Origin of the sequence: Hyphomicrobium sp. (assembly GCF_035548195.1) — a bacterium.
Classification (GTDB): Bacteria; Pseudomonadota; Alphaproteobacteria; order Rhizobiales; family Hyphomicrobiaceae; genus Hyphomicrobium_B.
This window is the reverse complement of sequence record NZ_DASZTY010000017.1, coordinates 261,131-284,805: the sequence shown is the minus strand read 5'-3', so window position 1 is coordinate 284,805 and position 23,675 is coordinate 261,131. Positions and strand designations below refer to the sequence as shown.

22 protein-coding genes and 1 pseudogene are annotated in these 23,675 nt (G+C 59.3%); 9 read left to right on the top strand and 14 right to left on the bottom strand.

Annotated features, from left to right (window positions below):
- Positions 1-3 precede the first annotated feature (3 nt).
- Positions 4-246: a hypothetical protein gene (locus tag VHB22_RS05915; RefSeq protein WP_325456030.1), complete on the bottom strand. Its 243-nt coding sequence runs from the start codon at positions 244-246 to the stop codon at positions 4-6.
- A 174-nt stretch (positions 247-420) separates the two neighbouring features.
- Between VHB22_RS05915 and VHB22_RS05910 the strand changes: the two genes are divergently transcribed.
- Both VHB22_RS05910 and VHB22_RS05905 read left to right on the top strand, forming a co-directional pair.
- Positions 421-816 (top strand): PilZ domain-containing protein, encoded by a 396-nt coding sequence (locus VHB22_RS05910; RefSeq protein WP_325456029.1) that lies wholly within the window; start codon positions 421-423, stop codon positions 814-816.
- Between the two features lie 74 nt (positions 817-890).
- Positions 891-1,832, top strand: a complete 942-nt coding sequence (locus VHB22_RS05905; protein ID WP_325456028.1) for an MBL fold metallo-hydrolase — start codon at positions 891-893, stop codon at positions 1,830-1,832.
- A gap of 73 nt (positions 1,833-1,905) precedes the next feature.
- Here VHB22_RS05905 and VHB22_RS05900 read toward each other — a convergent pair.
- Together VHB22_RS05900 and pdxH are read right to left on the bottom strand one after the other, a co-directional pair.
- Positions 1,906-2,460 (bottom strand): annotated as a pseudogene (locus tag VHB22_RS05900) (DUF1499 domain-containing protein); the annotation flags it as partial.
- A 365-nt stretch (positions 2,461-2,825) separates the two neighbouring features.
- Positions 2,826-3,476 (bottom strand): pyridoxamine 5'-phosphate oxidase, encoded by a 651-nt coding sequence (pdxH, locus tag VHB22_RS05895; protein WP_325456027.1) that lies wholly within the window; start codon positions 3,474-3,476, stop codon positions 2,826-2,828.
- Between the two features lie 156 nt (positions 3,477-3,632).
- On the opposite strand from pdxH, the gene VHB22_RS05890 reads away from it, so the two are divergent.
- The 3 genes from VHB22_RS05890 (at position 3,633) to VHB22_RS05880 (ending at position 6,186) form a co-directional block, all read left to right on the top strand.
- Complete coding sequence (locus VHB22_RS05890) at positions 3,633-4,064, top strand: hypothetical protein (RefSeq protein ID WP_325456026.1); 432 nt, start codon at positions 3,633-3,635, stop codon at positions 4,062-4,064.
- Positions 4,065-4,291: 227 nt separating this feature from the next.
- On the top strand, positions 4,292-5,554 hold the full coding sequence (locus tag VHB22_RS05885; RefSeq protein ID WP_325456025.1) for a ParA family protein: 1,263 nt from the start codon (positions 4,292-4,294) through the stop codon (positions 5,552-5,554).
- Complete coding sequence (locus VHB22_RS05880) at positions 5,551-6,186, top strand: hypothetical protein (protein ID WP_325456024.1); 636 nt, start codon at positions 5,551-5,553, stop codon at positions 6,184-6,186. The genes VHB22_RS05885 and VHB22_RS05880 overlap by 4 nt, the downstream gene beginning before the upstream one ends.
- A gap of 65 nt (positions 6,187-6,251) precedes the next feature.
- Here the strand turns inward: VHB22_RS05880 and VHB22_RS05875 are convergent, their stop codons facing one another.
- Complete coding sequence (locus tag VHB22_RS05875; RefSeq protein WP_325456023.1) at positions 6,252-6,395, bottom strand: hypothetical protein; 144 nt, start codon at positions 6,393-6,395, stop codon at positions 6,252-6,254.
- Positions 6,396-6,636: 241 nt separating this feature from the next.
- Between VHB22_RS05875 and VHB22_RS05870 the strand changes: the two genes are divergently transcribed.
- Positions 6,637-6,912 carry a SinR gene (locus VHB22_RS05870; RefSeq protein WP_325456022.1) on the top strand — a complete coding sequence of 92 codons (276 nt, stop codon included), beginning with the start codon at positions 6,637-6,639 and terminating at the stop codon, positions 6,910-6,912.
- A 344-nt stretch (positions 6,913-7,256) separates the two neighbouring features.
- Positions 7,257-7,973 (top strand): transcriptional repressor LexA, encoded by a 717-nt coding sequence (gene lexA / locus VHB22_RS05865; protein ID WP_325456021.1) that lies wholly within the window; start codon positions 7,257-7,259, stop codon positions 7,971-7,973.
- On the opposite strand, the gene VHB22_RS05860 is transcribed toward lexA, so the two are convergent.
- Positions 7,967-10,291 carry a ComEC/Rec2 family competence protein gene (locus VHB22_RS05860; protein WP_325456020.1) on the bottom strand — a complete coding sequence of 775 codons (2,325 nt, stop codon included), beginning with the start codon at positions 10,289-10,291 and terminating at the stop codon, positions 7,967-7,969. The genes lexA and VHB22_RS05860 overlap by 7 nt on opposite strands.
- Before the next feature lie 92 nt (positions 10,292-10,383).
- On the opposite strand from VHB22_RS05860, the gene gltX reads away from it, so the two are divergent.
- Together gltX and gltA are read left to right on the top strand one after the other, a co-directional pair.
- Entirely contained in the window at positions 10,384-11,949 is a 1,566-nt protein-coding gene (gene gltX, locus VHB22_RS05855) for a glutamate--tRNA ligase (RefSeq protein WP_325456019.1), read from the top strand.
- A gap of 192 nt (positions 11,950-12,141) precedes the next feature.
- Positions 12,142-13,461 (top strand): citrate synthase, encoded by a 1,320-nt coding sequence (gltA, locus tag VHB22_RS05850; RefSeq protein ID WP_325456018.1) that lies wholly within the window; start codon positions 12,142-12,144, stop codon positions 13,459-13,461.
- Here gltA and lpxB read toward each other — a convergent pair.
- The 9 genes from lpxB to VHB22_RS05805 all read right to left on the bottom strand — a co-directional run bounded on the left by lpxB (position 13,422) and on the right by VHB22_RS05805 (position 23,670).
- Complete coding sequence (gene lpxB, locus VHB22_RS05845; protein WP_325456017.1) at positions 13,422-14,651, bottom strand: lipid-A-disaccharide synthase; 1,230 nt, start codon at positions 14,649-14,651, stop codon at positions 13,422-13,424. The genes gltA and lpxB overlap by 40 nt on opposite strands.
- A complete protein-coding gene (locus tag VHB22_RS05840) occupies positions 14,644-15,936 on the bottom strand; it encodes an LpxI family protein (RefSeq protein WP_325456016.1) in 1,293 nt (430 codons plus the stop codon). Before VHB22_RS05840 ends, lpxB begins: the two co-directional genes overlap by 8 nt.
- Positions 15,937-15,945: 9 nt before the next feature.
- Positions 15,946-16,752, bottom strand: coding sequence for an acyl-ACP--UDP-N-acetylglucosamine O-acyltransferase (gene lpxA, locus VHB22_RS05835; RefSeq protein WP_325456015.1), 807 nt, complete (start codon positions 16,750-16,752; stop codon positions 15,946-15,948).
- The gene (gene fabZ, locus VHB22_RS05830; protein WP_325456014.1) at positions 16,745-17,248 is read right to left on the bottom strand and encodes a 3-hydroxyacyl-ACP dehydratase FabZ; all 504 of its coding nucleotides are present in this window, start codon (positions 17,246-17,248) and stop codon (positions 16,745-16,747) included. Before fabZ ends, lpxA begins: the two co-directional genes overlap by 8 nt.
- Before the next feature lie 55 nt (positions 17,249-17,303).
- A complete protein-coding gene (gene lpxD, locus VHB22_RS05825; RefSeq protein ID WP_325456013.1) occupies positions 17,304-18,365 on the bottom strand; it encodes a UDP-3-O-(3-hydroxymyristoyl)glucosamine N-acyltransferase in 1,062 nt (353 codons plus the stop codon).
- 156 nt (positions 18,366-18,521) lie between these two features.
- A complete protein-coding gene (bamA, locus tag VHB22_RS05820) occupies positions 18,522-20,924 on the bottom strand; it encodes an outer membrane protein assembly factor BamA (protein WP_325456012.1) in 2,403 nt (800 codons plus the stop codon).
- Between the two features lie 36 nt (positions 20,925-20,960).
- Complete coding sequence (locus VHB22_RS05815) at positions 20,961-21,092, bottom strand: hypothetical protein (protein ID WP_325456011.1); 132 nt, start codon at positions 21,090-21,092, stop codon at positions 20,961-20,963.
- Between the two features lie 111 nt (positions 21,093-21,203).
- Complete coding sequence (gene rseP / locus VHB22_RS05810; RefSeq protein WP_325456010.1) at positions 21,204-22,352, bottom strand: RIP metalloprotease RseP; 1,149 nt, start codon at positions 22,350-22,352, stop codon at positions 21,204-21,206.
- Between the two features lie 79 nt (positions 22,353-22,431).
- On the bottom strand, positions 22,432-23,670 hold the full coding sequence (locus tag VHB22_RS05805; RefSeq protein ID WP_414652713.1) for a 1-deoxy-D-xylulose-5-phosphate reductoisomerase: 1,239 nt from the start codon (positions 23,668-23,670) through the stop codon (positions 22,432-22,434).
- Positions 23,671-23,675 lie beyond the last annotated feature (5 nt).

The following is a 23,675-nucleotide window of genomic DNA, read 5'->3' as shown; positions in this document are numbered from 1 at the left end:
ATTCTACATTTGCCTGAGCGGCTGCTGAAAATCATAACGAGCTATCTCTTCCGAGCCCTGTCGAAAGTCGCGCTCTTCGGCAAGCTTGACCGTGTGGCGATTAACAACCTGGGAGATTTCCTGAACCGTCCGCTTCCGTGCCGCCCCCGTCACCGCGAGAACGGTCAGAATATCTTGGATCAGTTGCTCCTCTAAAGCGGCGTCCTGCCGGTAGGCTTCCAGTACGGCCTCAAGCTCCGATCGCATCTGCCATATCTCCACGAATCGCAAAGTATTAACACAAAATTACTAGTTCACGGCCGGAGCGCAAGGTGTCTCGCTGGCAAACCTTGGAGGACGGGTGAAATATCGCCATTTAACCCATAACTAGTACTTTATTGCTATATAGAATAGTGACCAGCGCGACCGGAGTTTGTTTTCATGAAAAGACTGCTCGTTCCGGGACAATTCCTTCGCAGAAAGGACGTGCGCCGCCGCATCGACTGTCCGGCCGCCGTCGAATGCCGCGGCATCTCACGCACGGCCAAAGTTGTAGATTTCTCGATGACAGGCTTACGCCTCGACGGGCTGACCGGCCTTGTAACAGGAGATCGCATCACGATCTTATTCACACCGGATCTGTCGATCGACGGAAGCATTGCGTGGCTGGTTTGGCACAAAGCCGGCGTCCGGTTCGTCGATCCTCTGACAGAAACGGATCCTGTCTGCGCATACCTTTTGCGCGAAGCAGCTCTGTTCGAGCACGCGCGTGTCCGTGTCATTGCCGCCTTGGCGCAACAGGAGGCCATTAAAGCTGCTGGAACGGACTCCGCCTAAAATCACGTCCGGCGGGCCATCGCCGCAGTTTGAAACTCACGGTCTTTTTGATAGGTCTCCCGGGCGCTCGGCGTATGCAAGCCGAGAACCTATGGAAGGCTTGCAGCTTGGAAGCGCTCAAATTTAAAACGGACATGTCGTTCGTCTATGGCGAACCCTCTCCCATGGGACCGGGAATCGTTCGGGTCGTTGCACGAAATCCAAGTCCGCTGACGTTCAAAGGCACGAACACCTACCTCGTCGGTTCAATGTCGCTCGCCGTAGTCGATCCCGGCCCTGACGACACCCTGCACCGCGAAGCAATTTTGAAAGCCGCCGGCGGCCGCCCGATTACACACATTGTCTCAACCCACGCTCATCGCGACCACGTCGATGGCATCGCCAAGCTCAAAAGCGAAACGGGCGCTACCGTTGCCGCCTACCCGCGCGATCCGGAAGCGGGGCGGATGGCGCTCAAAAATACGCCCCAGGGCAAGCTTTTCGTCGATTATGATTTCCAGCCGGATATCGCTCTGAGCGGCGGCGATATCCTCCGGGGTGCCGACTGGGCCCTGACCGCGATCCATACGCCGGGCCACGCGCCAGATCACCTCTGCTTCGCCCTTCAAGATCGACCGGTCGTCTTTTCCGGCGATCACGTAATGGCATGGAATACGACGGTCGTCGCGCCGCCTGAAGGACGGATGTCGGATTACATCGCGTCCCTCGAAATTTTACTCGACCGGCAAGACGACGTTTTTCTTCCGGGTCACGGCGGCCGCATCATCGATCCGCAACGCACGGTGAAAGCCTACCTGCTTCACCGCCGCTGGCGCGAGCAATCGGTGCTCGCAGCGCTATCCGCAGGCGCGAACACTATTCGTCGAATTGTGCCCGAGATTTACCAGGGCCTCGCGCCGCAGATGATCCCCGCGGCGACGCTTTCCGTCCAGGCCCACGTTGAATACCTGATCGAGAAAGGGCTTGTCGCTTCCGATCAGCCTTTGACGCCGGATGGCGCCCTTTCCGCGCTCTAAGCTTGGCCTTAGCGGCGTCCTTATCGGGATCGGGAACAGACGCTTCGAAGCGCCCGACAATCTCTTTGAGTACTGCGCGAACGCGTTCGGCGTTGCGGCCAAAATCGATCGTGCCGTAACGTGAAGCCGAACGTATATCGATCCGCGCCGATTGATCCTCATCGAGCACACGGATCACGACGTCATCGACCATTCCGAGAATGAGCGAGTGATCCGAAAACTCGATGAACCCTGGCGTGTTCTCTTCCGGCTCGGGCGGCAATTCGAGCGTCGGCTTGTATTTCATCTTTGCCAGAGCCTGCAGCACGAGTTCGTATGAATCGTCCGCAGGGCGCGGCAGCACCAGGCTCTTGAGGTCGGGATAGCTGGCACGCTGCAGCCGGGCAAATTTCTCGCCGGGATAATCGACCGAATTCGCGCCAGCAGCACGCTCGTCTTTCGCTTCGGTGAAATCGGGCGGATCGGCAAGATCGGTCGAGACGTCATTAATCTTCGGCCACTTGAAACTGTACACCCACGCCCCTGCCGGCACGGCGAGAAGACAAAGAGCAACAACCGCTCCGCACAACACGCGCGCCGCGCCCTGACGGCCCGTGAACCACACATCGAGCCCCGCGACCGCCGCCATCGCAAGCGCCAGCGCCGCTCCGGCGATGACCGCTATCGCGAGCGTAATCGCGACAGCCGTCGGCAGCAGCGACAGCCGGTGCAGGACCGCGGTGACGATCGCGGCAAGGGCGGCGAAAAGCGCGATCCGGCTCGTCCATCGCGCAAGAAATGAGGGAGGCTGCCCGCCCGCGTAGTAGATGCGCGTCGACCGGCGGCGATCGCGCAATCGCTTCGTGGCCCGGCGCTGCCCGATGCTGTTCGTCACCATGTCCGGCGCCACGCTACGCCGCTACGATGGCAAAGGATGCGAAAAATTCTTCCATGCAAAGTCTGTCCGCCATAAGTGGCGCCATTTTGAGATGCCCCGCCGAAACACGCCTTACCTCATGGATAGAGACGCGTCTTGTGCCAGGAATCGTGCGGTGCGTCGCGTCGAAAGACAACCCTGTCGTGCAACCGGAACGGACGGCTCGCCCAGAATTCGATCTCGGTCGGAACCACGCGGAAGCCTGACCAATAAGCCGGCCGGGGAATGTGACCGTCGGAAAACTTTTTCTCAAAGTGCTGGATCTTCGCTTCCAGTACGTCGCGCGACGACAGCGGACGCGATTGCTGAGAGGCCCAGGCACCAATACGGCTCAGCGGCGCGCGCGATGCGAAATAGGCATCGGCCTCTTGGTGCGAGGCGAGCGAAACCGCCCCGCGCACGCGAATTTGCCGCTCCAGGGTCTTCCAGTAAAAAAGCAGCGCCGCCTTCGGATTTGCAAGCAGCTCACGTCCCTTCGCGCTTTCGAAATTCGTGTAGAACACGAATCCGCGCTCCGGACTCGATGCCTCGTCGATCCCTTTGAGCAAGACGGCGCGGACGTTCGGCATTCCAGCATCATCGACCGTCGCCAGCGCCATGGCGTTCGGATCGTTTGGCTCCGATGTTTCAGCTTCGGCCATCCAGGCATGAAACAACGCAAACGGATCATCCGCGCCGCTGAAGTCCGCTAACCCCTCCCCAATCGATGCTTTTGCCGGTTCACTCATGTTGCAGATCCAATAGTTTATTTTAACCCGCTTCCGCGCGCGGAACCGAGACATTCGCCCGCCGGGATTCAGCCCCTTTTAACCATACCGCGCCACACTTGCGTCACCGCCCTATATGGCGGTTCGAGATTTTGTCGTCGCGTAGAAAGTAACGTCATGTCGAATAATGCGTCTCTTTTTCCTCTCGCCGCTGCCGGAGTGACGGCCTTTGCGCTCGTCGCAGCGCTTTTTTTCTCCGTTGATTTCGCCCACGCCGGGCAACAGCCGACAGGGTGCCCCAGCCCGAAAAGCGGAAACGCAGATCTGGCGCTCAAGCTCGACCAGCCCGCATTGAACGAGATCGACGAAATCGCAGCACTTGAGAAAGTCCAACTCGCGCTGACCGAAGTCGCTGACGGTTCAAGCTACATCTGGCATCGCAACCATGGCCGCCTGTCGGGCCTGATCCGGCCGGTCTCATCGTTCAAGGATACGACAGGCGCCGTCTGCCGGCACGCGGTCGTCGTCCTCAGCGACGTGAAAATCACGAAACGCACCGAGATCGTAGCCTGCAGACTTCCGACTGGGATCTGGCAACTCGAAAGCTGATCGCCCGATTATCTTTTTTCCGATCCAGCAAAACAAAGAAAGGCGGCCCGCGGTCGCCTTTCTTTATTGGAAGTCATAGAAGCAAAGAGCATTGAGCGTCATCTCACTCGACCTATCCGCCTGGAACTAGGAATGCTTATGCTCAATCGAACACATCAATGCTCACCCCGATGACAATCGGCCAACAGTTGCCTATAGTGCGCAAATGTGGCGTTGGGGGATGCGTCATGACTGGGGAGATTTCATCTCATATATTTCAGCGGTCTGCTGACAACATCGTAATATGGACGTTGCCAATTATCGGGGCAGTCCTGTGGGCCATTATCAAGCTGATAGGCGCGCAACTCCTTCGCCTTCGCGATTTTTGGACCAGCCGAACGAGAGCTCTTACGGCGGTGGCGCGAAAGAGCACGCCAAACGGACCGCAAGAAGGCAGCGGCGTCTGGACTCTTAGTCCTGTAACCCCGCCAGAAAATTATAAAACATCCGTTCAGAACGCTCGGATTCTTTCAATCGTCAACCTCAAAGGAGGCGTCGGAAAAACGACGATTGCCGCTAATGTAGCCGCCCATCTTGGAAATCATCCAAGCTGGCGCAAGCGTGTCCTACTTGTTGATTTGGACTACCAAGGCTCTTTGTCCTCGATGGCGTTTCCCGATGACATTAGCTGGATTCCGACGGCGGGAACGGATTCAATCGTTACCAGAGCCATCAGCGGCGATCTAGAACCCAACCTGTTCGTGGCAGCCTGTAAAGAAATTCGCCAAGAGCCACGCGTGCGCGTTGCAACTGCATATTATGATTTGGCTCAAGCAGAAAATCGGCTCCTCATCGAATGGCTTCTCAACGTCCACCGGACTGATGATCGCTCATGGGGGCGGTGGATTTCCGATCTATTCATAGGAAAAATCTACCAGGCAAATGAAATGCGCTTCAACCTAGCGCGATTGCTCCATTCCCAGTCCGTACAAGATGCATTCGATCTTATCATAATCGACTGCCCTCCAAGACTGACAGCCGGAACCATCCAAGCCCTTTGCGCAAGCTCTCATGTGCTGATCCCAACAATACTGGATAAACCCTCAGGAGAGTCCGTTGTCTCGTTTTGCGACCAATTAGAAATTATGCGCAAGGCCGGTCTTTGCCCTTTCATTAGACACATCGGCGTCGTGGCAACGCGCTATGATGACAAGTTAAATGTGACAGGCGAAACAATAAAAGAAATTCGCGACGACCTACAGGCGAGAAAATTCCGCTGCGGGTTCGTTCCTCAAATGACGTTTATACCCAACACCGTCAGGCTAGTTCGACGGGCAGACGAAGGCATAGCATATTTTTCCCTTGCACCGGACGCATCTCCATATCCTAAACGAGCAATTGGAAAACTAGCGCGCCACATCGCTAATCAAGTCGGGGTTCCACCGGCGCAGCCCTTCGATGATGAGTTGGATGATAATCAGCAACTGAGCTTGCCGGTCGCAGCCGAATGAAATGTGAAGAATTAGAAACGCTGCTCACCAGCTTCGCAAGCTTCTGCGCTAGCGCCGAGGTAAAGAAATCCGTCGATGCGCTGCTTCCTGTGTTACAGGTGTGCCGCTCGAAAAACGTCACTTGGCTCGTCGAGAAACTGAACTCCTTTGAAATTACAAACGAGAGCGAAGTATCTCTTCAAAACGCGAGCAATTTTGTGACGGGGCTATGTCAGATTTTAAATCCCGTTATCAAACCTCCCGTCGCGCGAGACTTGGCGGCGCTAGCCGCCGCAATTAATCGTCAGATAGGCTTAAACTCGCAACAGATAGCCGAAAGAATTTTGGGCACGCCGAAAACGGCAAAAAGCAAGAAATCGGCACCGCCATCAATCCGTTCGGATATTGTCAGCCAACTCTCACGCCAACTCGAAGATGCGCTTGGAGACGAAATTGGCTTCCCTTCACTCTTCTCAGAGCTTGAAAGCAGAAAAGATATTCGTCCAAAGGAAATGATAGCAATTGCTAAGCAGTTTGTAGGCGCTGCCACTTCGAGCCGGGCTACGGCATTGAAGAAGATTTACAGCCGGCACCAAGCCTTAATAATCAGTCGTGCAAAATCAGCCGCCACCGGGGGAAGGGTGGCCGGATAAGCCAATCGAAATTTCGTTTCTTTCGTCATCATTACCTTGAGGAGTGCGGAAACGGCAGATCCGCCCTACCGTCTGCCCGATCCAAAATGAATGCCGGGGACAAAATGATGCCCGCCGCGCCCGCCACCGCCGACAAGCGCATTGGCGATGACCGTGCCGATAACGGTCACGATGATGCCGATCACAATTTGTGAGAACCATCCCTGCATGCGCGGACGCCTACCCCGTTCTCGCGGCGGAAATATGTGATCGCCGCACCCCTCCAAGAACCAACCTAGTCCCGGATTCCGTCGTTTTTCAAACGCGTCGCTATGAAATCGGAACGCGAACACCCCGCGCCGCTTGACCCAATCTCAAAAATACAACGGATTAAGGGTGCGGAGTGGGTGTTGGAGCGTCGGTCCGCGAATTGCCCTGTTAAGCCAGTGTTTTATTCATGCTGGAGTCAAGATGCCCCATTACGCGATCAGCTACGAAGTTCACGATTCGCGTCATAGCCCTCACATCCGGTCGAAGCTGGAAGGCTTGGGGGCGGTCCGTTTGCTCGAAACGCTATGGGTCCTGACGTCGGCGAAATCAGCACCGCAGCTCCGCGATGATCTTCAGAAAATGATCGACCTTGATGACGGACTGGCTGTGCTTGAGCTGAAATCGGGCTCCTATTGGTCGTGCCTCCGCGCGAAGCACGCTGGTGTCATGTGGCTCAAGAGAAATGTGGCCTATTAGCGGGGCACATGCGGGATCATGCGTCCTTCGCCCCGTCGCAAGGACCGGCACGAACCAGCCCTGTGCACTCTGTGCACATTTTATGCGCTCTAAGCATATTCGAGTGCACTTAAAGCGCATTTTGTGCGCTGAAAGCCAACATTATGCACTGAGCGCAAAGCTAGTGCACCGCCTGCGAACTGAGAAACGACCCCTGACCGAGGCGCCACTTGCAGAACGAGACGAGAACGTGTAGCGTACATACACGATTTGTACTTGGCAGCCGGCCGGTCCTATCTTCGGCAGCGTCGAACGCCACGCGTGCGTCCTCAACCCACGCCAGCTCAAGGCTAAAGACAAAAGCGATGCTCACGGAAAAACAGAAAGACCTGCTGCTCTTCATCCACGCACGCATGCAGGAGCGCGGCGTGCCACCGTCGTTCGACGAGATGAAGGACGCACTCGATCTCCGTTCCAAGTCCGGCATCCATCGTCTGATCACCGCCCTGGTAGAGCGCGGCTTCATCCGCCGCCTGCCCCATCGCGCCCGTGCCATAGAAGTCATCAAGCTGCCGGAGAACCAGGGCAACGGTTCCGTCGCCTCGATCGCGCCTCAGCGCGGATTCCAACCCAGCGTCATCGAAGGAAGCGGCCCGAAGCCGAATGTCGCGCCGCCCCCCTCACACGTCATCGACGCCCGTACCGTCTCGATCCCCGTCATGGGCCGTATTGCCGCCGGCACGCCCATCAGCGCCATTCAGAACCATACCCACGACATCGCCGTCCCTCCTGACATTTTAACGAATGGCGAGCACTTTGCCCTGGAAGTCAAAGGCGATTCGATGATCGAGGCCGGCATTCACGACGGCGATACGGTCATCGTCCGCCGCTGCAATACGGCCGAGAACGGCGACATCATCGTCGCCCTCGTCGAGGGCGAGGAAGCAACCCTCAAGCGGCTCCGCAAAAAGGGCTCGACCATCGCGCTCGAAGCTGCGAATCCGGAATTCAAGACCCGTATCTTCGGACCAGACCAAATCGACATCCAGGGGCGCCTCGTCGGATTACTGCGCCGCTACTGACCATCGCTGTCCGCGGCCGGCTCGCCGATTTCACCAGGATCTTCGTTGAACGCCGCGCGTGGTTCGTTACTTTGAGCGCCTCGCGTCTCAGGACTTGTTGGAGTCTTGCCATCGGCTGCAGCGCTCGGCGCCCCGCGGATAAGCGGCATCGGCAGAGCGTTCTTAGCAGCGCGGTGCACGGTCCGCCTCGGAAGCGGGCTCCAGGGCCGTTCACCCCGATGCGCCGCGACCGTCTCTAGTCGGACGTGCGGCTCGGGATTATCCGCACTTTGGTTGAGATACAGCGCATAGGCTCCATTCCGCCAACGATCAAAGACATCGATGATGGTTTTCGGAACGGCGCAGTCGCGCGGCTTCGGCTCGTCGAGAATGAGAATGTCGGCGTTGAGACAGTCATCCGCCACCGCGGCCGGATGCTGGGCTACGGCAATGGTCGCCCCCTTAACATGCGCGATACATCCGACCGCGTCGCACGAAAACGCATCCGGCGCCTGTGCTTCTCGCGCCGTACGCCCATCGCCGTCGTACTCAAGCCAGCGCTCCAGATCGTATTTCGATCCGTGCGCAGGAAGCGAAGATAGCTTACCGGACGTATCCCGCACGGCGACCATCGTCCCCTTCTGGGAGATAAGAACGTCCGGCCGCGGCATCCACGGCGCCAGAAGAACTCCGAGCAGCACGAGACTGAGCCCGAGCAGCCTCAGTCGTGTTCGCCAAAGCACCAGCCAGAGCCCGCCCGCCAGCATCAATGCAAAGGCAAGCGTCGGAATTGCCGGGATGTGACCGACCGCGCCGGGAAGCGCCCCGACCGTATTGGCACACCACGCCATCCCCTCGATCCCCCATCCCATGGGCTTGAGCCCGACCCATTCCAACCCAACCGGCATCAACACCATCGCGCCCAGCGCCGCCGGCATGACAATGACGTTGGAGATAGGAATAGCGATCATGTTCGCGAGCACCGCGTATTGCTGACTCTGGTGAAAGTTGTAGGCCGCGAAAGGCGCGACCGCCGCACTGGCGATCAACGTCGAGGCAATGATCTCGCCGAAAAACTTGAAAACGCGCGCGATCGGACCTGGCTGTGAAGTCCGCCCGACAAGCCGCGTCAGCAATTCATGCGAGGCGATCAACGCCGTCACCGCCGCAAACGACATCTGGAATCCCGCATCGAGCAGGCTTTCCGGATAAATCGCCAAAATCAAAAATGCAGCCAACGCCACATTGCGTAACGCAAGCGCCGGACGGTCCAGCAAAACCGCGCCGAAAATGATCAGAATCATGAGCCCCGAGCGAACGGTCGCAAACGCCCAGCCCGAGATCGCGAGATAAAAAAGGGCGCCAATGATCCCGACCACGGCCGCGATCTTCTTGATCGGCAGCGTCAGCGCGAAAAACGGAATGGCGGCAAGCAGCAAACGGACGGAATAAAACACCGCACCCGCAGCGATCACCATGTGCAGACCGGAAATCGACAGGATGTGGAAAAGTCCGGAATTCTTGAATGCGTTGTTCGTCGCCGCGCTGATGCCTCCGCGCTCCCCGGTGATCAGCGCCAGCGCGATCTCGCCCGTCTCGCCGGGAAGCACGGCACGGATTCGCCGCGCAATGAGCTGGCGAAGGTCTTCGATGCCGCGCCGGTAGCGCGCCGCAAACGTTCCGCCATCAACGTGGGCTTCTATCAATGGAGGTGCGAAAGAATATCCCACCGCGCCGACCTGATCGAACCACGCCGTGCGCGCATAATCGAAGCCTCCGGGAAGCGCGGGCTTTGCCGGTGGCGAAAGCGTTGCTTTGAGGCGGATACGGTCGCCGGGTTGCGCCATCACGCGCGACGACATCGTACGAACACGCACGACGGCTGGTGTCGCATCCGGCGCTAGCCCCGCGATCTTTGGCGACGAAATCGTCAGCCTTTGTCCTCGCGGCGTCTTAGCCTCGACGAGCGTGACGGTCCCCACGATCCCGGCATTCCGCAGCATCTTTTTGAGAACCGGCGCACGAACCGCTTCGACGCGCAGCTTTGCATCCGCAAATCCCATGCTCGCAAGGATCAGCGCCGTCACAAGCACGGAGGGAATGGAACCCCGCGCCGTCGCCGATCGAACGATCAGCGACAGCGCGAGCGGCACGAATGCCACCATCAGTTGCGGCTCGCCCGGAAGCGCGAAATAGGCGGCGATCCCGGCGCCGAGACAAACGGGCGCCCAGAGAAAGAACTGCTCGCGCTCCGCTTCGACTGCCGACGCCAAGCGCCACGCCCCGCTCTCGGGCGCGGCAATCAGCGCAGCATCGAGGTCGCCCGTGTGTGCGGACATAGCCCTGGACCGAATGCGAGCGGACGGAAGGAGCCCCCTGCCCCCTTAACTTGTCGAGGGCCGCATGCTACGAGCGGAACCGCATTCCCTCAATGGCAGATAAGCGAAAAGGTCCGATGGCAGAGACCGCGACTTCCAATGCGCCCGTCGTTCGATTTGCACCGTCCCCGACGGGCTACTTGCATATCGGAGGCGCTCGCACGGCGCTCTTCAACTGGCTCTATGCCAGGGGCCGCCAGGGGAAATTTCTGCTGCGCATCGAAGACACCGACCGTGAACGCAACAACGAGCAGGCGATAAGCGCCATTCTCGACGGAATGAAGTGGCTCGGCCTGGAATGGGACGGCGATGCAGTCTCACAGTTTGCACGCGCGGATCGCCATCGCGAAGTCGCAGCCGAGTTGCTGAGGCGGGGCGCCGCCTATCGCTGCTATGCCTCCCCGGCTGAAATCGATGCCGCGCGCGAAAAGGCCAAGGCGGAAGGGCGGCCGCAGATTTTCTTGTCACCCTGGCGCGACCGCGATCCGAAAGATGCACCGAACGACGTGAAGCCCGTTGTCAGGCTAAAAGCGCCGCGTGAGGGCGAAACGGTCGTAGAAGATCACGTTCAGGGTCGGGTCGTCTTTCCTAATAAGGATCTCGACGACCTGATCATCCTCCGTTCAGACGGCAACCCGACGTACAATCTTGCCGTCGTCGTCGACGACCACGACATGGGAATCACGCACGTCGTTCGCGGCGCCGACCATCTGACAAACGCTGCACGTCAGACACAGATCTACCAGGCGATGGGCTGGAGCATCCCTGAATTCGCGCATGTGCCGCTGATCCACGGGGCCGACGGCGCCAAACTATCGAAACGTCACGGCGCTCAGGGCGTCGAGGAATTCCGCGCGATGGGCTATCTCCCGGCAGCGCTGCGCAATTATCTTGTGCGCCTCGGCTGGAGCCACGGCGACGACGAAATCATTTCGACCGAAGATCTCATCCGCTGGTTCGATATCGACGACATCAACAAGAGCCCGGCGCGGCTCGATTTCAAAAAGCTCGACGATCTCAACGGGCATTACATCCGTAATACTCCGGACGAAGAACTCGTCCGTCAGGTGAAGGAGATGCTACCGCATCTCGACTTCGCGCAACTCGCAAGCATTGCCCCCGACCCGAAAGCGCCCCCGCGCGCCGATCTCGCGTTGGCGCGGGAGGTGCAGCGCCAGCTTCCCGCCATCGCGACCGGCATTGAACTCTCGGAACGCTTCGCGGCGAAAGGATGGAACAGATTCGAGCGCGCCATTCCGGCCCTCAAGGAGCGTTCGAAAACCCTGACGGAGCTTGTCAACGGCGCGCTCTTCATTATCGCCGAGCGCCCGATCGCACCCGATGACAAGGCAGCGAAACTGCTCGGCAGCGACGGGCGCGCTTCAAACGGCACCGTCCTGAAAATCCTGTCTGAAATTTTAGATTCGGATTGGAACGCAGCAGCGCTTGAAACCCGCATCAAATCCTACGCCGAAACTCACGGTCTGAAGCTCGGCAGTATCGCCCAACCGCTGCGCGCGGCCTTGACGGGACGCGCGGTTTCTCCGCCTGTCTTCGACGTTCTGGAAGTGCTCGGCCGGGACGAAGCCCTCGCACGAATTTCGGCCTCCGTCGGGTAATGCGCAGCTTGGTTAACGTCTCAGTTGCCGCACTGCAAAAAAATCGCTAAACCCTACGCATGCAGCCGCTTTTCTTGATGCGCGTGACGTGCCGCTGCGAGCATTATTCCTACTGCAAGATGCCGTCCAAAACAGAGAGCAAATAATCTCAAGGGCGGCATCCGCGTTGATCCACGGGCGAGGTGGCAAACCATGAACATCCACGAGAGCAACCCGGCGAAATCCGGCGAGCAGAGAAAGCCGAATGCGACGCTGACCATCGACAACAGGCAGGTCGAACTGGCCGTGAGGTCCGGAACCATCGGACCGGACGTCGTCGACGTCGGCAATCTCTACAAAGAGACAGGCTGTTTTACGTACGATCCCGGTTTTACCTCTACGGCAAACTGCAAGAGCGCGATTACATATATCGACGGCGACAAAGGGGAGCTGCTCTATCGCGGCTATCCCATCGATCAGCTCGCCGAGAACACGAACTTCCTCGCGGTCTGCCACCTGTTACTTTACGGCGAACTTCCGAACAACACAGAGTTCATCAATTTCCGGCGCACCATCACCAGCCATACCATGGTGCATGAACAGATGACGCGCTTCTTCACCGGCTATCGCCGCGACGCACATCCGATGGCGGTGATGGTCGGAACAGTCGGCGCGCTCTCGTCGTTTTATCACGACTCGACCGACATCACGGATCAGGAGCAGCGCGAGGTCGCAAGTCACCGCATGATCGCCAAAATGCCGACGATCGCGGCGATGGCGTACAAATATTCGATCGGACAGCCGTTTATCTATCCGCGGAACGACCTCGATTATACGTCGAACTTCCTGCAGATGTGCTTCGCCGTTCCGTGCGAACCCTACATCGTCAACCCCATCATTTCCCGCGCTCTGGATCGCATCTTCATTCTGCACGCCGACCACGAGCAGAATGCATCGACATCCACCGTGCGGCTGGCAGGTTCGTCGGGCGCCAATCCATTCGCCTGCATCGCATCGGGCATTGCCTGCCTGTGGGGCCCGGCCCACGGCGGCGCCAACGAAGCCGCGCTCAACATGCTGAAAGAGATCGGCAGCGTCGATCGCATTCCGGAATTCGTGAAAAAAGCCAAAGACAAGTCGTCTGGCTTCCGGCTGATGGGCTTCGGCCATCGCGTATACAAAAATTACGATCCGCGCGCGAAGGTCATGCAGAAAACCTGCCACGAGGTTCTCGACGCGCTCGGCCACGGCGACGACCCGCTTTTGAAAATCGCGCTCGAACTGGAACGGATCGCGCTCCAGGACGAGTACTTCATTGAAAAGAAGCTTTATCCCAACATCGATTTTTATTCCGGCATCACGCTCCGCGCGATGGGATTTCCGGTCGATCTTTTCACGGTGCTTTTCGCCGTTGCGCGCACCGTCGGCTGGATCGCACAGTGGAAAGAGATGATTGAGGATCCCGAGCAGCGCATCGGCCGCCCGCGTCAGCTTTACGTCGGTCCTGCTCGCCGCGACTTCCCGGCTGCATGATTGGCGATGGCGGAAAGCACTGTTTCGGCTGCCGCAGCGCTTGGACTAGATGACTGAAGGCGCAACTTCTGAGGCGTTTCAGCAAGCACCAGAAGTTGCGCTCGTCTTTCCGAAGTATCGGAGAGCAACGGCAACAGTGCATTGGCAAGCGCATCGGCCGTGCATGCCTCTTGCAGATATTCGGGATAGACATTCTTGCCGAGCACAAGGTTGGCAAGCACCACACTCGGCACTTTCAAAAGAAATCTCAGCCTGGCGATCAGCTTGTCGACCTTGTACGCGACGACGCTCGGTGTCTGCGCGAGTGCAAGCTCCAGCGTGACCGTGCCCGACGCCGCCAACGCAGAACGTGCCAAGCGCATCGCCGCATATTTATCCGGCGTTCCGGCATCGACGACGTGCGGACGCGGCGACCAGTTCGCTGTCTCCGCCAAAATGCGATCGCGGACGTGCCGCACAGCGGGGATGACGACCTCGACCGGCACATTAGCCGAGACACGCGCAACGGCATCGCCGAAAACATCGATCAACCGCTCGACCTCCGACGTCCGGCTGCCGGGTAAAACAAGAATCACAGGCTTCGTGGCATCGAGCCCAAGCCGCCGCGCCAGCGCGAGACCATCGGCATTTTGAATATCGTCGAGCTTTTCGATCAGCGGATGCCCGACATACGTGCACGCTGGCCCACCGAGGCGAACGTGCGCATCCGGTTCGAAGGGCAGCAAAGCCAGCACATGATCGACATAGGCCCGCATTCGTTTGGCACGGCCGGGGCGCCACGCCCAAACGCTCGGGCTGACATAATCGATGATCGGAATTTCCGGCGCCCGTGTGCGGATGCGCTTGGCAATAGGATGCGTGAACTCCGGACTGTCGACGATCACCACAGCATCCGGCGCAAATGCGATAGCCGCATCGACCGTCTGATAGACGCGTCGCAAAATGCGCGGCAATTTCGGCAGGATCGACAGCGGCCCCATCACCGCAACGTCTTCGATCGGAAAGAGCGAATGAAACCCTTCGCGCGCCATCTCCTCGCCGCCAACGCCGCCGAATTCAATCGTACCCGGACGCAATTTCTTTAACGCCGCTATCAGTTTGGCGCCGAGCGCATCGCCGGAATGCTCCCCAGCAACAAGAAAGATCTTCAGAACGCGTTCGCCGCCGCCATTGCGATTTACATCAAGCACGGTCGCCGTCTCCGCCGGTCCAAGGCACGGCCGATGCCGCAACGAATACCCCAAGCTTATCGGCTATGCTAAGCAGACGCTCCGGCAACTGAGCATCGGGCGTTTTCCCAACAACAGCAATTCCTTGGAGATTGCATTGGCCGACGGCCCGCAATAGCACTTCATCTACGACGCTTGATGAAGCCACGGCGAGGATGCCTCTCCGGTGCTTTCCACGACGAAGTTCGTTCGCGCGGCCGACGACATCGAGCGCCGTCTCGGTCGTTCCGACTGCGATGACCCTGCCGCCGTCAATGACGACCGCCGATCCGGTATCGAAGTCCGAAAGCGACCCCAAGATGCCCGCCGCGCATCTGATATCGTTCGCCATCCTCGTCCCGACACGGCTAGAACTCAGCCCAGCGACATTCGAAAGCCCCTCGTGTGCACGACCATGGCTCCCGGACAACACGCCCGCCAGACCGGCAACAAAAACGTTACGCTCGTCCGCCAGCGCAATCGCCCGCGCCCGTTCCGCCGCCAACACGTGACCTGCCATCACAGCCACGCCGGATAAACTCGCAGCACTGACATTTTCGATTGTCGGCGGACCAATGGCCGGCAGATCGACGCGCAAATCCTGCCCGGGCTTCGGCCGCTTGACGAGCACACCGCCGCGCCCCTGTCCCGAGTCACTACGAGCGGCCGCGACACGCTTCAGCATGCGGTCCGTTCCCTCCGCACCTTCAATCGCCTCGATCTTCCCGTTCGTCACGACCGCAGCTTGCCCGATGTCGTAGCGCCCGAGCGCCGAAACCAGCGCGAAGCCTCGCTCGGCATCGGCCCGATCTTCCTCAGACATGCCGCGTCGCGTCAGAACGCCTTCGCCGATCAGCAGATCCGGGGCGGCATCGGCCACGCCGACGACGGTCAATCCCCGCGCCTCGAAGAGCGTCACAAGCCCACGCAAAACGGCATCGTCGCCGCCCGCCTTCAGGAGACGCAGCACCGAGGGAACGACCTTGAAGAAAGCGAGATCAGGCCGCGCGGTTCGAAAAGCCGGCCGTTGGAAACCGCCGAGCATGATGACATTGCGCACGTCTGCGCCTCGCAGCGCTGCCGTCGCTCGGCCCGGCTGCGCCCAATTCACGACCGTATGCGGAAACATAGCCAATGACGCATCGGCGGCGCCATCGACCATGACGATATGCACCCGCCCGCCGCGCGCAATGACGCTTTCGGCTACCTCGCGCGGCAGCGATCCCGAACCGGCGATGATCCCAATGCGTTTCGCCGGCCCCGTCATGGCCGGGCCTCAGCTCTCGGCGCCGTTCTTCGGCGTGCACAGCGAACGCTTGCCGCCTTCACGGATAAAGGCCAGGATTTCTTGTACAGATGCGTGCCCCGAGAACTCTTCGGCAACGTCCTCCATCCGCTCGATGAGCGTGCCTTCCGCCGCGAATAGCAGCCGATAAGCGCGGCGCAGATCGTGAATATCGGCGCGCGAAAACCCCCGGCGCTGCAAACCGACGATATTGAGCCCCGACAGATACGCCCGATTTCCAAGCGCCATGCCGTACGGAATGAGATCGTTTTCGAGCCCCGACATCCCGCCGACAAAGCTATGGTGCCCGACGCGCGCATACTGAATGACCGCCGCGCCGCCGCCAATGATCGCGTAATCGCCAACGGTGCAGTGTCCCGCCAGCATGACGTTATTCGAGAAGATGACGCCGTTACCAACATGACAGTCGTGTCCGACGTGGCTGTTCGCAAGGAAAGCACAGCCGTTGCCGACCGTCGTCACCGAGCCGCCGCCCGCAGTGCCGGGGTTCATCGTCACGCCTTCGCGGATGATGCAATCGCCGCCCACCGTCAGCGAACAAGGCTCGCCCTGATACTTCAAATCCTGCGGTTGATGACCAATAGAGGCGAACGGAAAAATGCGCGTGCGCGCGCCGATCTCCGTCGTTCCAGCCACTGCAACGTGGCTGACCAGTTCGACGCCCTCGCCAAGTTTGACATCGGGACCGACCACACAAAAGGGCCCGATCTTCACACCCGAAGCGAGTTGCGCGCCATCCTCGACGATGGCCGTCGGGTGAACGTGTGCTTCAGCCATTTTTGCTCGCAAAGGCGCGGGCATCGGAAGTATCGGCGAGCATGGCACTGATTTCCGCTTCAGCCACAACTTGGCCGTTCACTTTGGCTTCGCCGCGGAAACGCCAGACGCGACCGCGATTGCGAACCTTCTTGACGTGGTAGTGCAGCTGGTCCCCGGGCAACACAGGCTTGCGGAACTTGGCGTTATCGATGCCCATGAAGTAGACGAGCTCGGCGCGATAGTCTTCGCCAACGTTCGAAACGCAAAGCGCTCCTGCCGTCTGCGCCAAACCTTCGATAATCAGCACGCCCGGCATGACGGGATACTGCGGAAAGTGCCCCTGAAAGAACGGTTCGTTGATGGTCACGTTCTTGACGCCGACGCAGCTTTCGTCCCGGTCCATGTCGTACATTCGGTCGACCAACAGAAACGGATAACGATGCGGCAACAGCTTCATGACGGTCGCGATGTCCGCGGTCCCGAGCGTTTTGCCAGCCTTTGCCTTGTCGTCCATAACGTCCAACTCCAAAAATCCCGCATGAGCGTCTCGTGCGGCTTCGTCCTAAATCTCAGCTCTCGCTGGAACCTTTTGCGCCGTCGTCATAATTGCCTTTGTCGCGAGCGGCGAGCCGCTTGATGAGCGCCTGCTCGCGCGCCGCCTCGCGTAACGGTTTCGCCGGAGTACCGAAGTAACGTGCACCGGCCGGAACGTCATGGTTGGGATGCGATGCACCCCCGACCTGCGCGCCGGTTCCGATTTTGATGTGGCCGACGGTGCCCGACTGGCCGCCCATGACGACGAAATCGCCAAGCTCCGTCGAACCGGAAATACCGCACATAGCGACAATCACACAGTGCCGACCGAGGACGACGTTGTGGCCGATCTGGCAAAGGTTGTCGATCTTCGTGCCTTCTCCGATCATCGTGTCCTTTAGCGCACCGCGATCGATTGTTGTATTTGCTCCTATTTCCACATCGTCCTGGATGACGACGCGGCCGATCTGCGGCACCTTGAGATGTCCGCCTGGACCCATAGCAAATCCAAATCCATCCTGGCCGATCCGCACGCCGGAATGGATAATGACCCGGTCGCCGACAAGCGCATGGGTCACGGTCGCAAGCGGGCCAATATAACAGTTCCGGCCGATCGTTACGCGCGCCCCGATAACCGCCCCGGCGGCGATGCGAGTACCAGCCCCTATCTGGGCCTCGCGCCCGATTACGGCGCCGGGTTCTACCAAAACGCCATCCTCCAGGCGGGCCGAGAGGTCAATTGCGTCGGCCCCCGGCGTCGCCGCCATCGGATGGAACGCAGACGGATAGAAAAGTGCCAATGCCCGCGCGAAGCCGTGATAGGGCTGGCGCGTTACGAGCCGGACCGTACCTGCGGGAACGCGGCTCTCAAGCGCCGGCGAAACCAGGCAGGCGCCAGCAGTGGTCGCATCGAGTTGAGCCAAATATTTCTTGTTATCGATAAAGGAGATGTTCGCTGAGCCCGCTTCGGAGAGCGGTTTCACGTCCTCGATCCGCATCGCCCGGTCCGCACCGGCAGGAATCTCCGCACCGGCGGCCTCCGCAACCTCGGCAAGAGGGAAAGGCCCGGCCCTCTCAAAAAATCCGGGATGCTCCATTCGCCGCCTCCGGCCCGCTCATGCTTCGGTTCTGTCTGGGTGATCGACGGCTTGATGAACGACGCCGAGGGCGTTGGCAAGCCCTCGGCGCATCCAAAACAAACTGGCAAGGGGTCAGGCAAGCCCACCCCGGCCAAACCGGCCGCTTTTAGCCGGTCAGAAGCGGCTTGAAGCACCAAACCGGAAGAACTGCGTCTCGTCGTAGCTCTCTTTGGTGAGAACCTTGGCAAAGTCCATACGGATCGGACCGACCGGCGAGTTCCACATGATGCTGGCGCCGACCGACGACCGGATCGAGTCGCTGTCCGCGAGGACGCAAGTCGAGCAGCTCGGATTGTTGACAAGCGCTTTCTTCGCACCGCCCGTTGCATCAAACAACGAACCCGCATCGGCAAAGAAGGCGCCACTCAAGCCCATATCCTCAGGCACGTAGGGCAGCGGAAAACGCACCTCAGCCGTCGCTGCCCAGTACGTCTGGCCACCCAGCGCATCGCGATTGCCGCCAGGCGTAATATCGCGGGGCCCGATACCGGCGATGTCGAAGCCACGGATCGTCTCGCCGCCTTTGAAGAAGCCGTCGAGCAAGCGAACGTCCTCGCCGCCCCAGCCCTGAATCGTACCGCCAATGGCGCGTCCAACCAAAGTGATCTTGTCGGTGATCGGGTAGTACGCACGACCTTCGCCTTGGACGCGCCAGTACTGCGCGTCACCGCCGACGCCGGCAAAGTCGTTGTTCAATTCCAGGTAATAGCCGCTGTTCGGATTCTTCGGATTGTTACGTTTGTCGTAGGCAATCGTCGTGCCGACGAGCGACGTCCAATATCCAGAGTCCCGGCAACTCGGCTGATCATCGAGAGTAGGATTCTCCGCGCCGCAAGCTTCTTTAACTGCCAGAGATGCATTGCTGACCACATCGAAGATACGGTCACGCGAGATGGTGTAGCGCGTCGTCATCCACAGATTTTCGGCGATTGGGAAGCCGAGACGAAGCGAGCCACCGGCCTTCGACTGATCGAAGCCCGCGACATCCTGATAATAGAGTTCTTTATAGAAGAGGTCGAAACCGGCCGACAGATTGCGGTCTAGGAACCGCGGTTCTGTGAACGACAGGTCAACCTGCAAGCGTTCGAATGAACCGGCGAGCGCCAAGCGCAGGTACTGCCCGTTGCCGAACAGGTTGCGTTCGGTAATCGACACGTCGCCGATGACACCTTCACTCGTCGAGTAGCCCGCGCCGAACGACAGTTCGCCCGTTGACTGCTCTTGAACGACGACATCGAGAACGACCCGGTCGGGCGCCGATCCTGGATGCCGCTTGATATCGACGCTCTTGAATATACCGAGCGCCTGGATGCGCTTCTTGGCGCGATCGACCATCAGCTGGTTGTAAGCATCGCCTTCCGCAAGCCGGAACTCGCGACGTATGACGAAATCCTTCGTACGCGTGTTGCCGATGATGTTGATACGCTCGATGTAAATCTTCGGACCTTCGTCGACGACGTAGCTGATGCTAATCGTGTGATTAGCGGTGTCGGGCGTAAGGCGCGGACGAACGCGAGCAAACGCATATCCGGCGTCGGCGACCGCCAGGGTCAGCTTTTCGGTTGTCTTGTCGATTTCCGACGCATCATAGACCTCTCCAGACTGCGTCAGGAGATCTCCGCGATACGCATCCGGATTGACGCCAGGCAGCGAGCTTTCGATGTTGATCGCGCCAAAATTGTAAAGCGGGCCTTCGTCGATCGCGAACGTGATGAGGAAGCCTTGTCCCGCCGGATCGATTTCGGCGTTCGCCGCCGTCACCGAAACGTCGGCATAGCCATTCTTGAGATAGTACTGACGGAGAAGCTCGCGATCGAGATTCATCCGGTCCGGATCGTAGACGGACGTTCCTTTGAGGAAGTCGAACCAGCCGGCTTGGGTCGTCGAAATCACGTCCCGCAGCTGACTGTCGGTGAAAGCGTGGTTGCCGACGAAATTGATGCCTTTGACCTTCGTCGCGGCACCTTCGGTGATCTCGTAGACGAGATTCACGCGATCTTCTTCAAGCTGAATGATCTGAGGTTCGACATTCGCCGCAAAAAGACCTTGCCGGCGATAGACGTCGAGAATGCGTTGCACGTCGGCCTGGGCCTTGGCGCGCGTAAAGACCGATCGGGCTTTGAGTTGGACTTCACCCGCGAGCGTTGCCGTATCGACTTCGCTATTCCCCTCGAAAGCCACCTGATTGATGATCGGATTTTCTTTGACCGTCACGACGATCGTCGAGCCGTGCGGTTGAATGGAAACGTCGGAAAAGAGACCCGTCGCGAAAAGCGCCTTGATCGAACCATCGACCTTCGCTGCACTGTAGGGATCACCCACACCGAACTGCAGGTAGGAACGCACGGTCTCCGGCTCCACGCGCCGGTTGCCGTGGACCTCGATATTCTTGATGACGCCCTGAGCAAACGCCGCACCCGACCCCCAGGTGGCATCTCCCATCGCGATCACCGGCGAGATCAGTGCGAACGCCAGAAGTAGGCGCAAGCCCGCCACGATGACCTGAATTCTCTGCATACGCGGATAAGCCCCCGTGTGCCGCCGACCCCCAATTCACATGCGCGCTGTCGGCGGCAGCGTCACACTCATGCGTTCTATCAACGTCGTCGTGTTCTTGTTCGTCGTCTTGTTGTTATCGTTCGACTTCCACTCAACATCCGCAGCCAACTCCTCGAACTCCGTCACGGCCCCCCGATTCGAAGTTCTAACCTGCTGCGGACCATACCGCTTTTAACGATTCAGAAAGGCCCCGAAAAGTTGTAAGTTTACGTCACTCCCCCATGATTCTGCAAAGCATTATCCCGTCCCGGTCAGACGCCGCCAAACGTTCATAATGTCGTTGAAATTCACAAAAACGACCAGCATCATCAAGAGCGCCAGGCCGAACTGGAACCCCATTTGCTGCATGCGCTCGCTGGCCGGCTTTCTGCGGATAGCCTCGTAAGCGTAGAACAAAAGATGTCCGCCATCGAGGACGGGGATTGGCAGCAGGTTCAGAAACCCGATGTTCGCGGAGATAAAGGCAATCCACCGGAGCATCGGCTCAAGTCCCAATTCCGCAACTTTGGCCGTGACTTCGGCCATCATAATAGGGCCGCCCATCTGCTCGGCCGACTGGCGGCGCGTGACGATATCCCAAAGGCCGCCGATCGTTTGCGTGATGTTCCCGTAGGTTTCGCCCGCGCCGAGCATAATGGCGCGAGGAAGGCTGACATGAACCGTGCGGATTTTATCGGGCGACACCGAACGCTGAATGCCGATGAGACCGCGGCGATACGTGCGGCCAAATGCATCACGCTGCTCGTCCACATTGGGCGTCGCCCTGAGCGCCAACTTTTCCCCATTGCGTTCGACCGTGAACGTCAACGTCTCGCCAGCGCTCGAACCGACGATGCGCTGCAGATCCTCAAATTTCTCGATCGGAGTATTGTTGATCGCCGTGATTTGATCGCCGCGCTGAAAGCCGGCCGCCGCGGCAGGAGAATTCGGAACGACCGCATCGACGTAGGCCGGCAGCACACGCATGCCGACCGTCGCGTTGAGTGCCGCGTAAAGTACCGTCGCAAGAATAAAGTTGGCGATCGGTCCGGCCGCAACGACAGCCGCCCGCGAAGCAACCGGCTTTGAATGGAAAGCCCCCGCGCGCTCCGCCGGCGACAGGCCCTTCATCGACGTCGAACCCTGCGACGACGCATTATCGTCGTCGATGAATTTTACGTAACCTCCGAGCGGGATCCAAGCGAACCGCCAGCGCGTGCCGTGTTTGTCATAGAATCCGTAGATCTCAGGCCCGAAACCGATCGAGAAAGCCCGGACCGTAACCCCGCACCAGCGCGCCACCAGGAAGTGGCCGAGCTCGTGAATGAACACCACGAGCGTCAGCACGAGCAGGAACATGATCCCGTACTGCCAGATCCAGGTAGCCAATGTCGCCAAAGAGTCCATGAAATTGCAATCCTTTAGCGCTGATTCGCGATTCGAATCGCGGCGAGCGGCAGTACCGCCGCTCTCGTTTTATCAGTCTTTAATAGCGACTTAGGCTATCTTCCGCCAGACGCCGCGCCACATCGTCAACCGCAAGGATGTCATCGAGGCAACTTGCCGGGCAGATGGCACCCTGTCGCTCCGCCGCGTCGAGCGTTTCTTCGACCAGCGCGGCGATTTCGAGAAACTTAATGCGCCGGTCCAAGAAGGCTCTGACCGCGATTTCGTTGGCCGCGTTGAGCACCGCAGGGCCTGTATCGCCGCGCCGCATCGCAGCCTTCGCAACACGAAGCGCGGGAAAACGCGATTCATCCGGTGCTTCGAAAGTCAGCGAGCCGAGACGTGCAAGATCGAGCTTTTCTGTCGGCGACGTCATGCGATTGGGCCACGCGAGCGCCACCGCAATCGGCGTTCGCATGTCGGGTGCCGCGAGTTGAGCCAGCACAGACCCATCGACATAGCTCACGAGACAATGCACGACCGACTGCGGATGCACGACACAATCGAGCGCATCATGCGAAACGGGAAAGAGATGAAACGCTTCGATCAGCTCCAGGCCTTTGTTCATGAGCGTGGCACTGTCGATTGTGATTTTGGCACCCATCGACCAGTTTGGGTGCTTGAGTGCCTGCTCCGGCGTCGCTGTTTCGAGAGCCTCCCGCGTCCACGTCCGGAACGGACCGCCGGACGCCGTCAGCACGATTTTCTCGATCGCTTCGGGGTCGGCTCCCGCAAGCGCTTGAAAAGCCGCCGAATGCTCGCTGTCGACAGGCAGTAATTCAGCGCCCGATTTCTTGATCTCGGCGGTGAAGACATGCCCTGCCGAAACCAGACATTCCTTGTTGGCGAGCGCGACGCGTTTTCCCTGCGCGGCCGCTGCGAACGTCGGGCGCAACCCCGCTGCCCCGACGATGGCCGCCATCACGCAGTCGGCGGGTATTTCGGCAGCCTCGACAAGCGCGGCTTCGCCGGCAGCGGCGCGAATACCCGTCCCCGCAAGCGCATCTCGAAGCGCATCGAGGCAGTTTTCATCACCGATGACGGCAAGTTTGGCGCGATGCTGCCGTGCCAACGCAGCCAGCGCCTGCGCGTTCGATTGCGCCGTCAACGCCACGATCTCGAATTGCTCCGGCGTCCGCGAGACAAGATCGAGCGTGCTTTTCCCGATCGACCCCGTTGCTCCGAGAACCGTGAGACGCATCGGCCGCGACAACGCCGAGAGATCGGATGTTGTCATGCTATGCGCCTGCGCGACCGGTCTACTCGGAACGCTTGCCATTACTG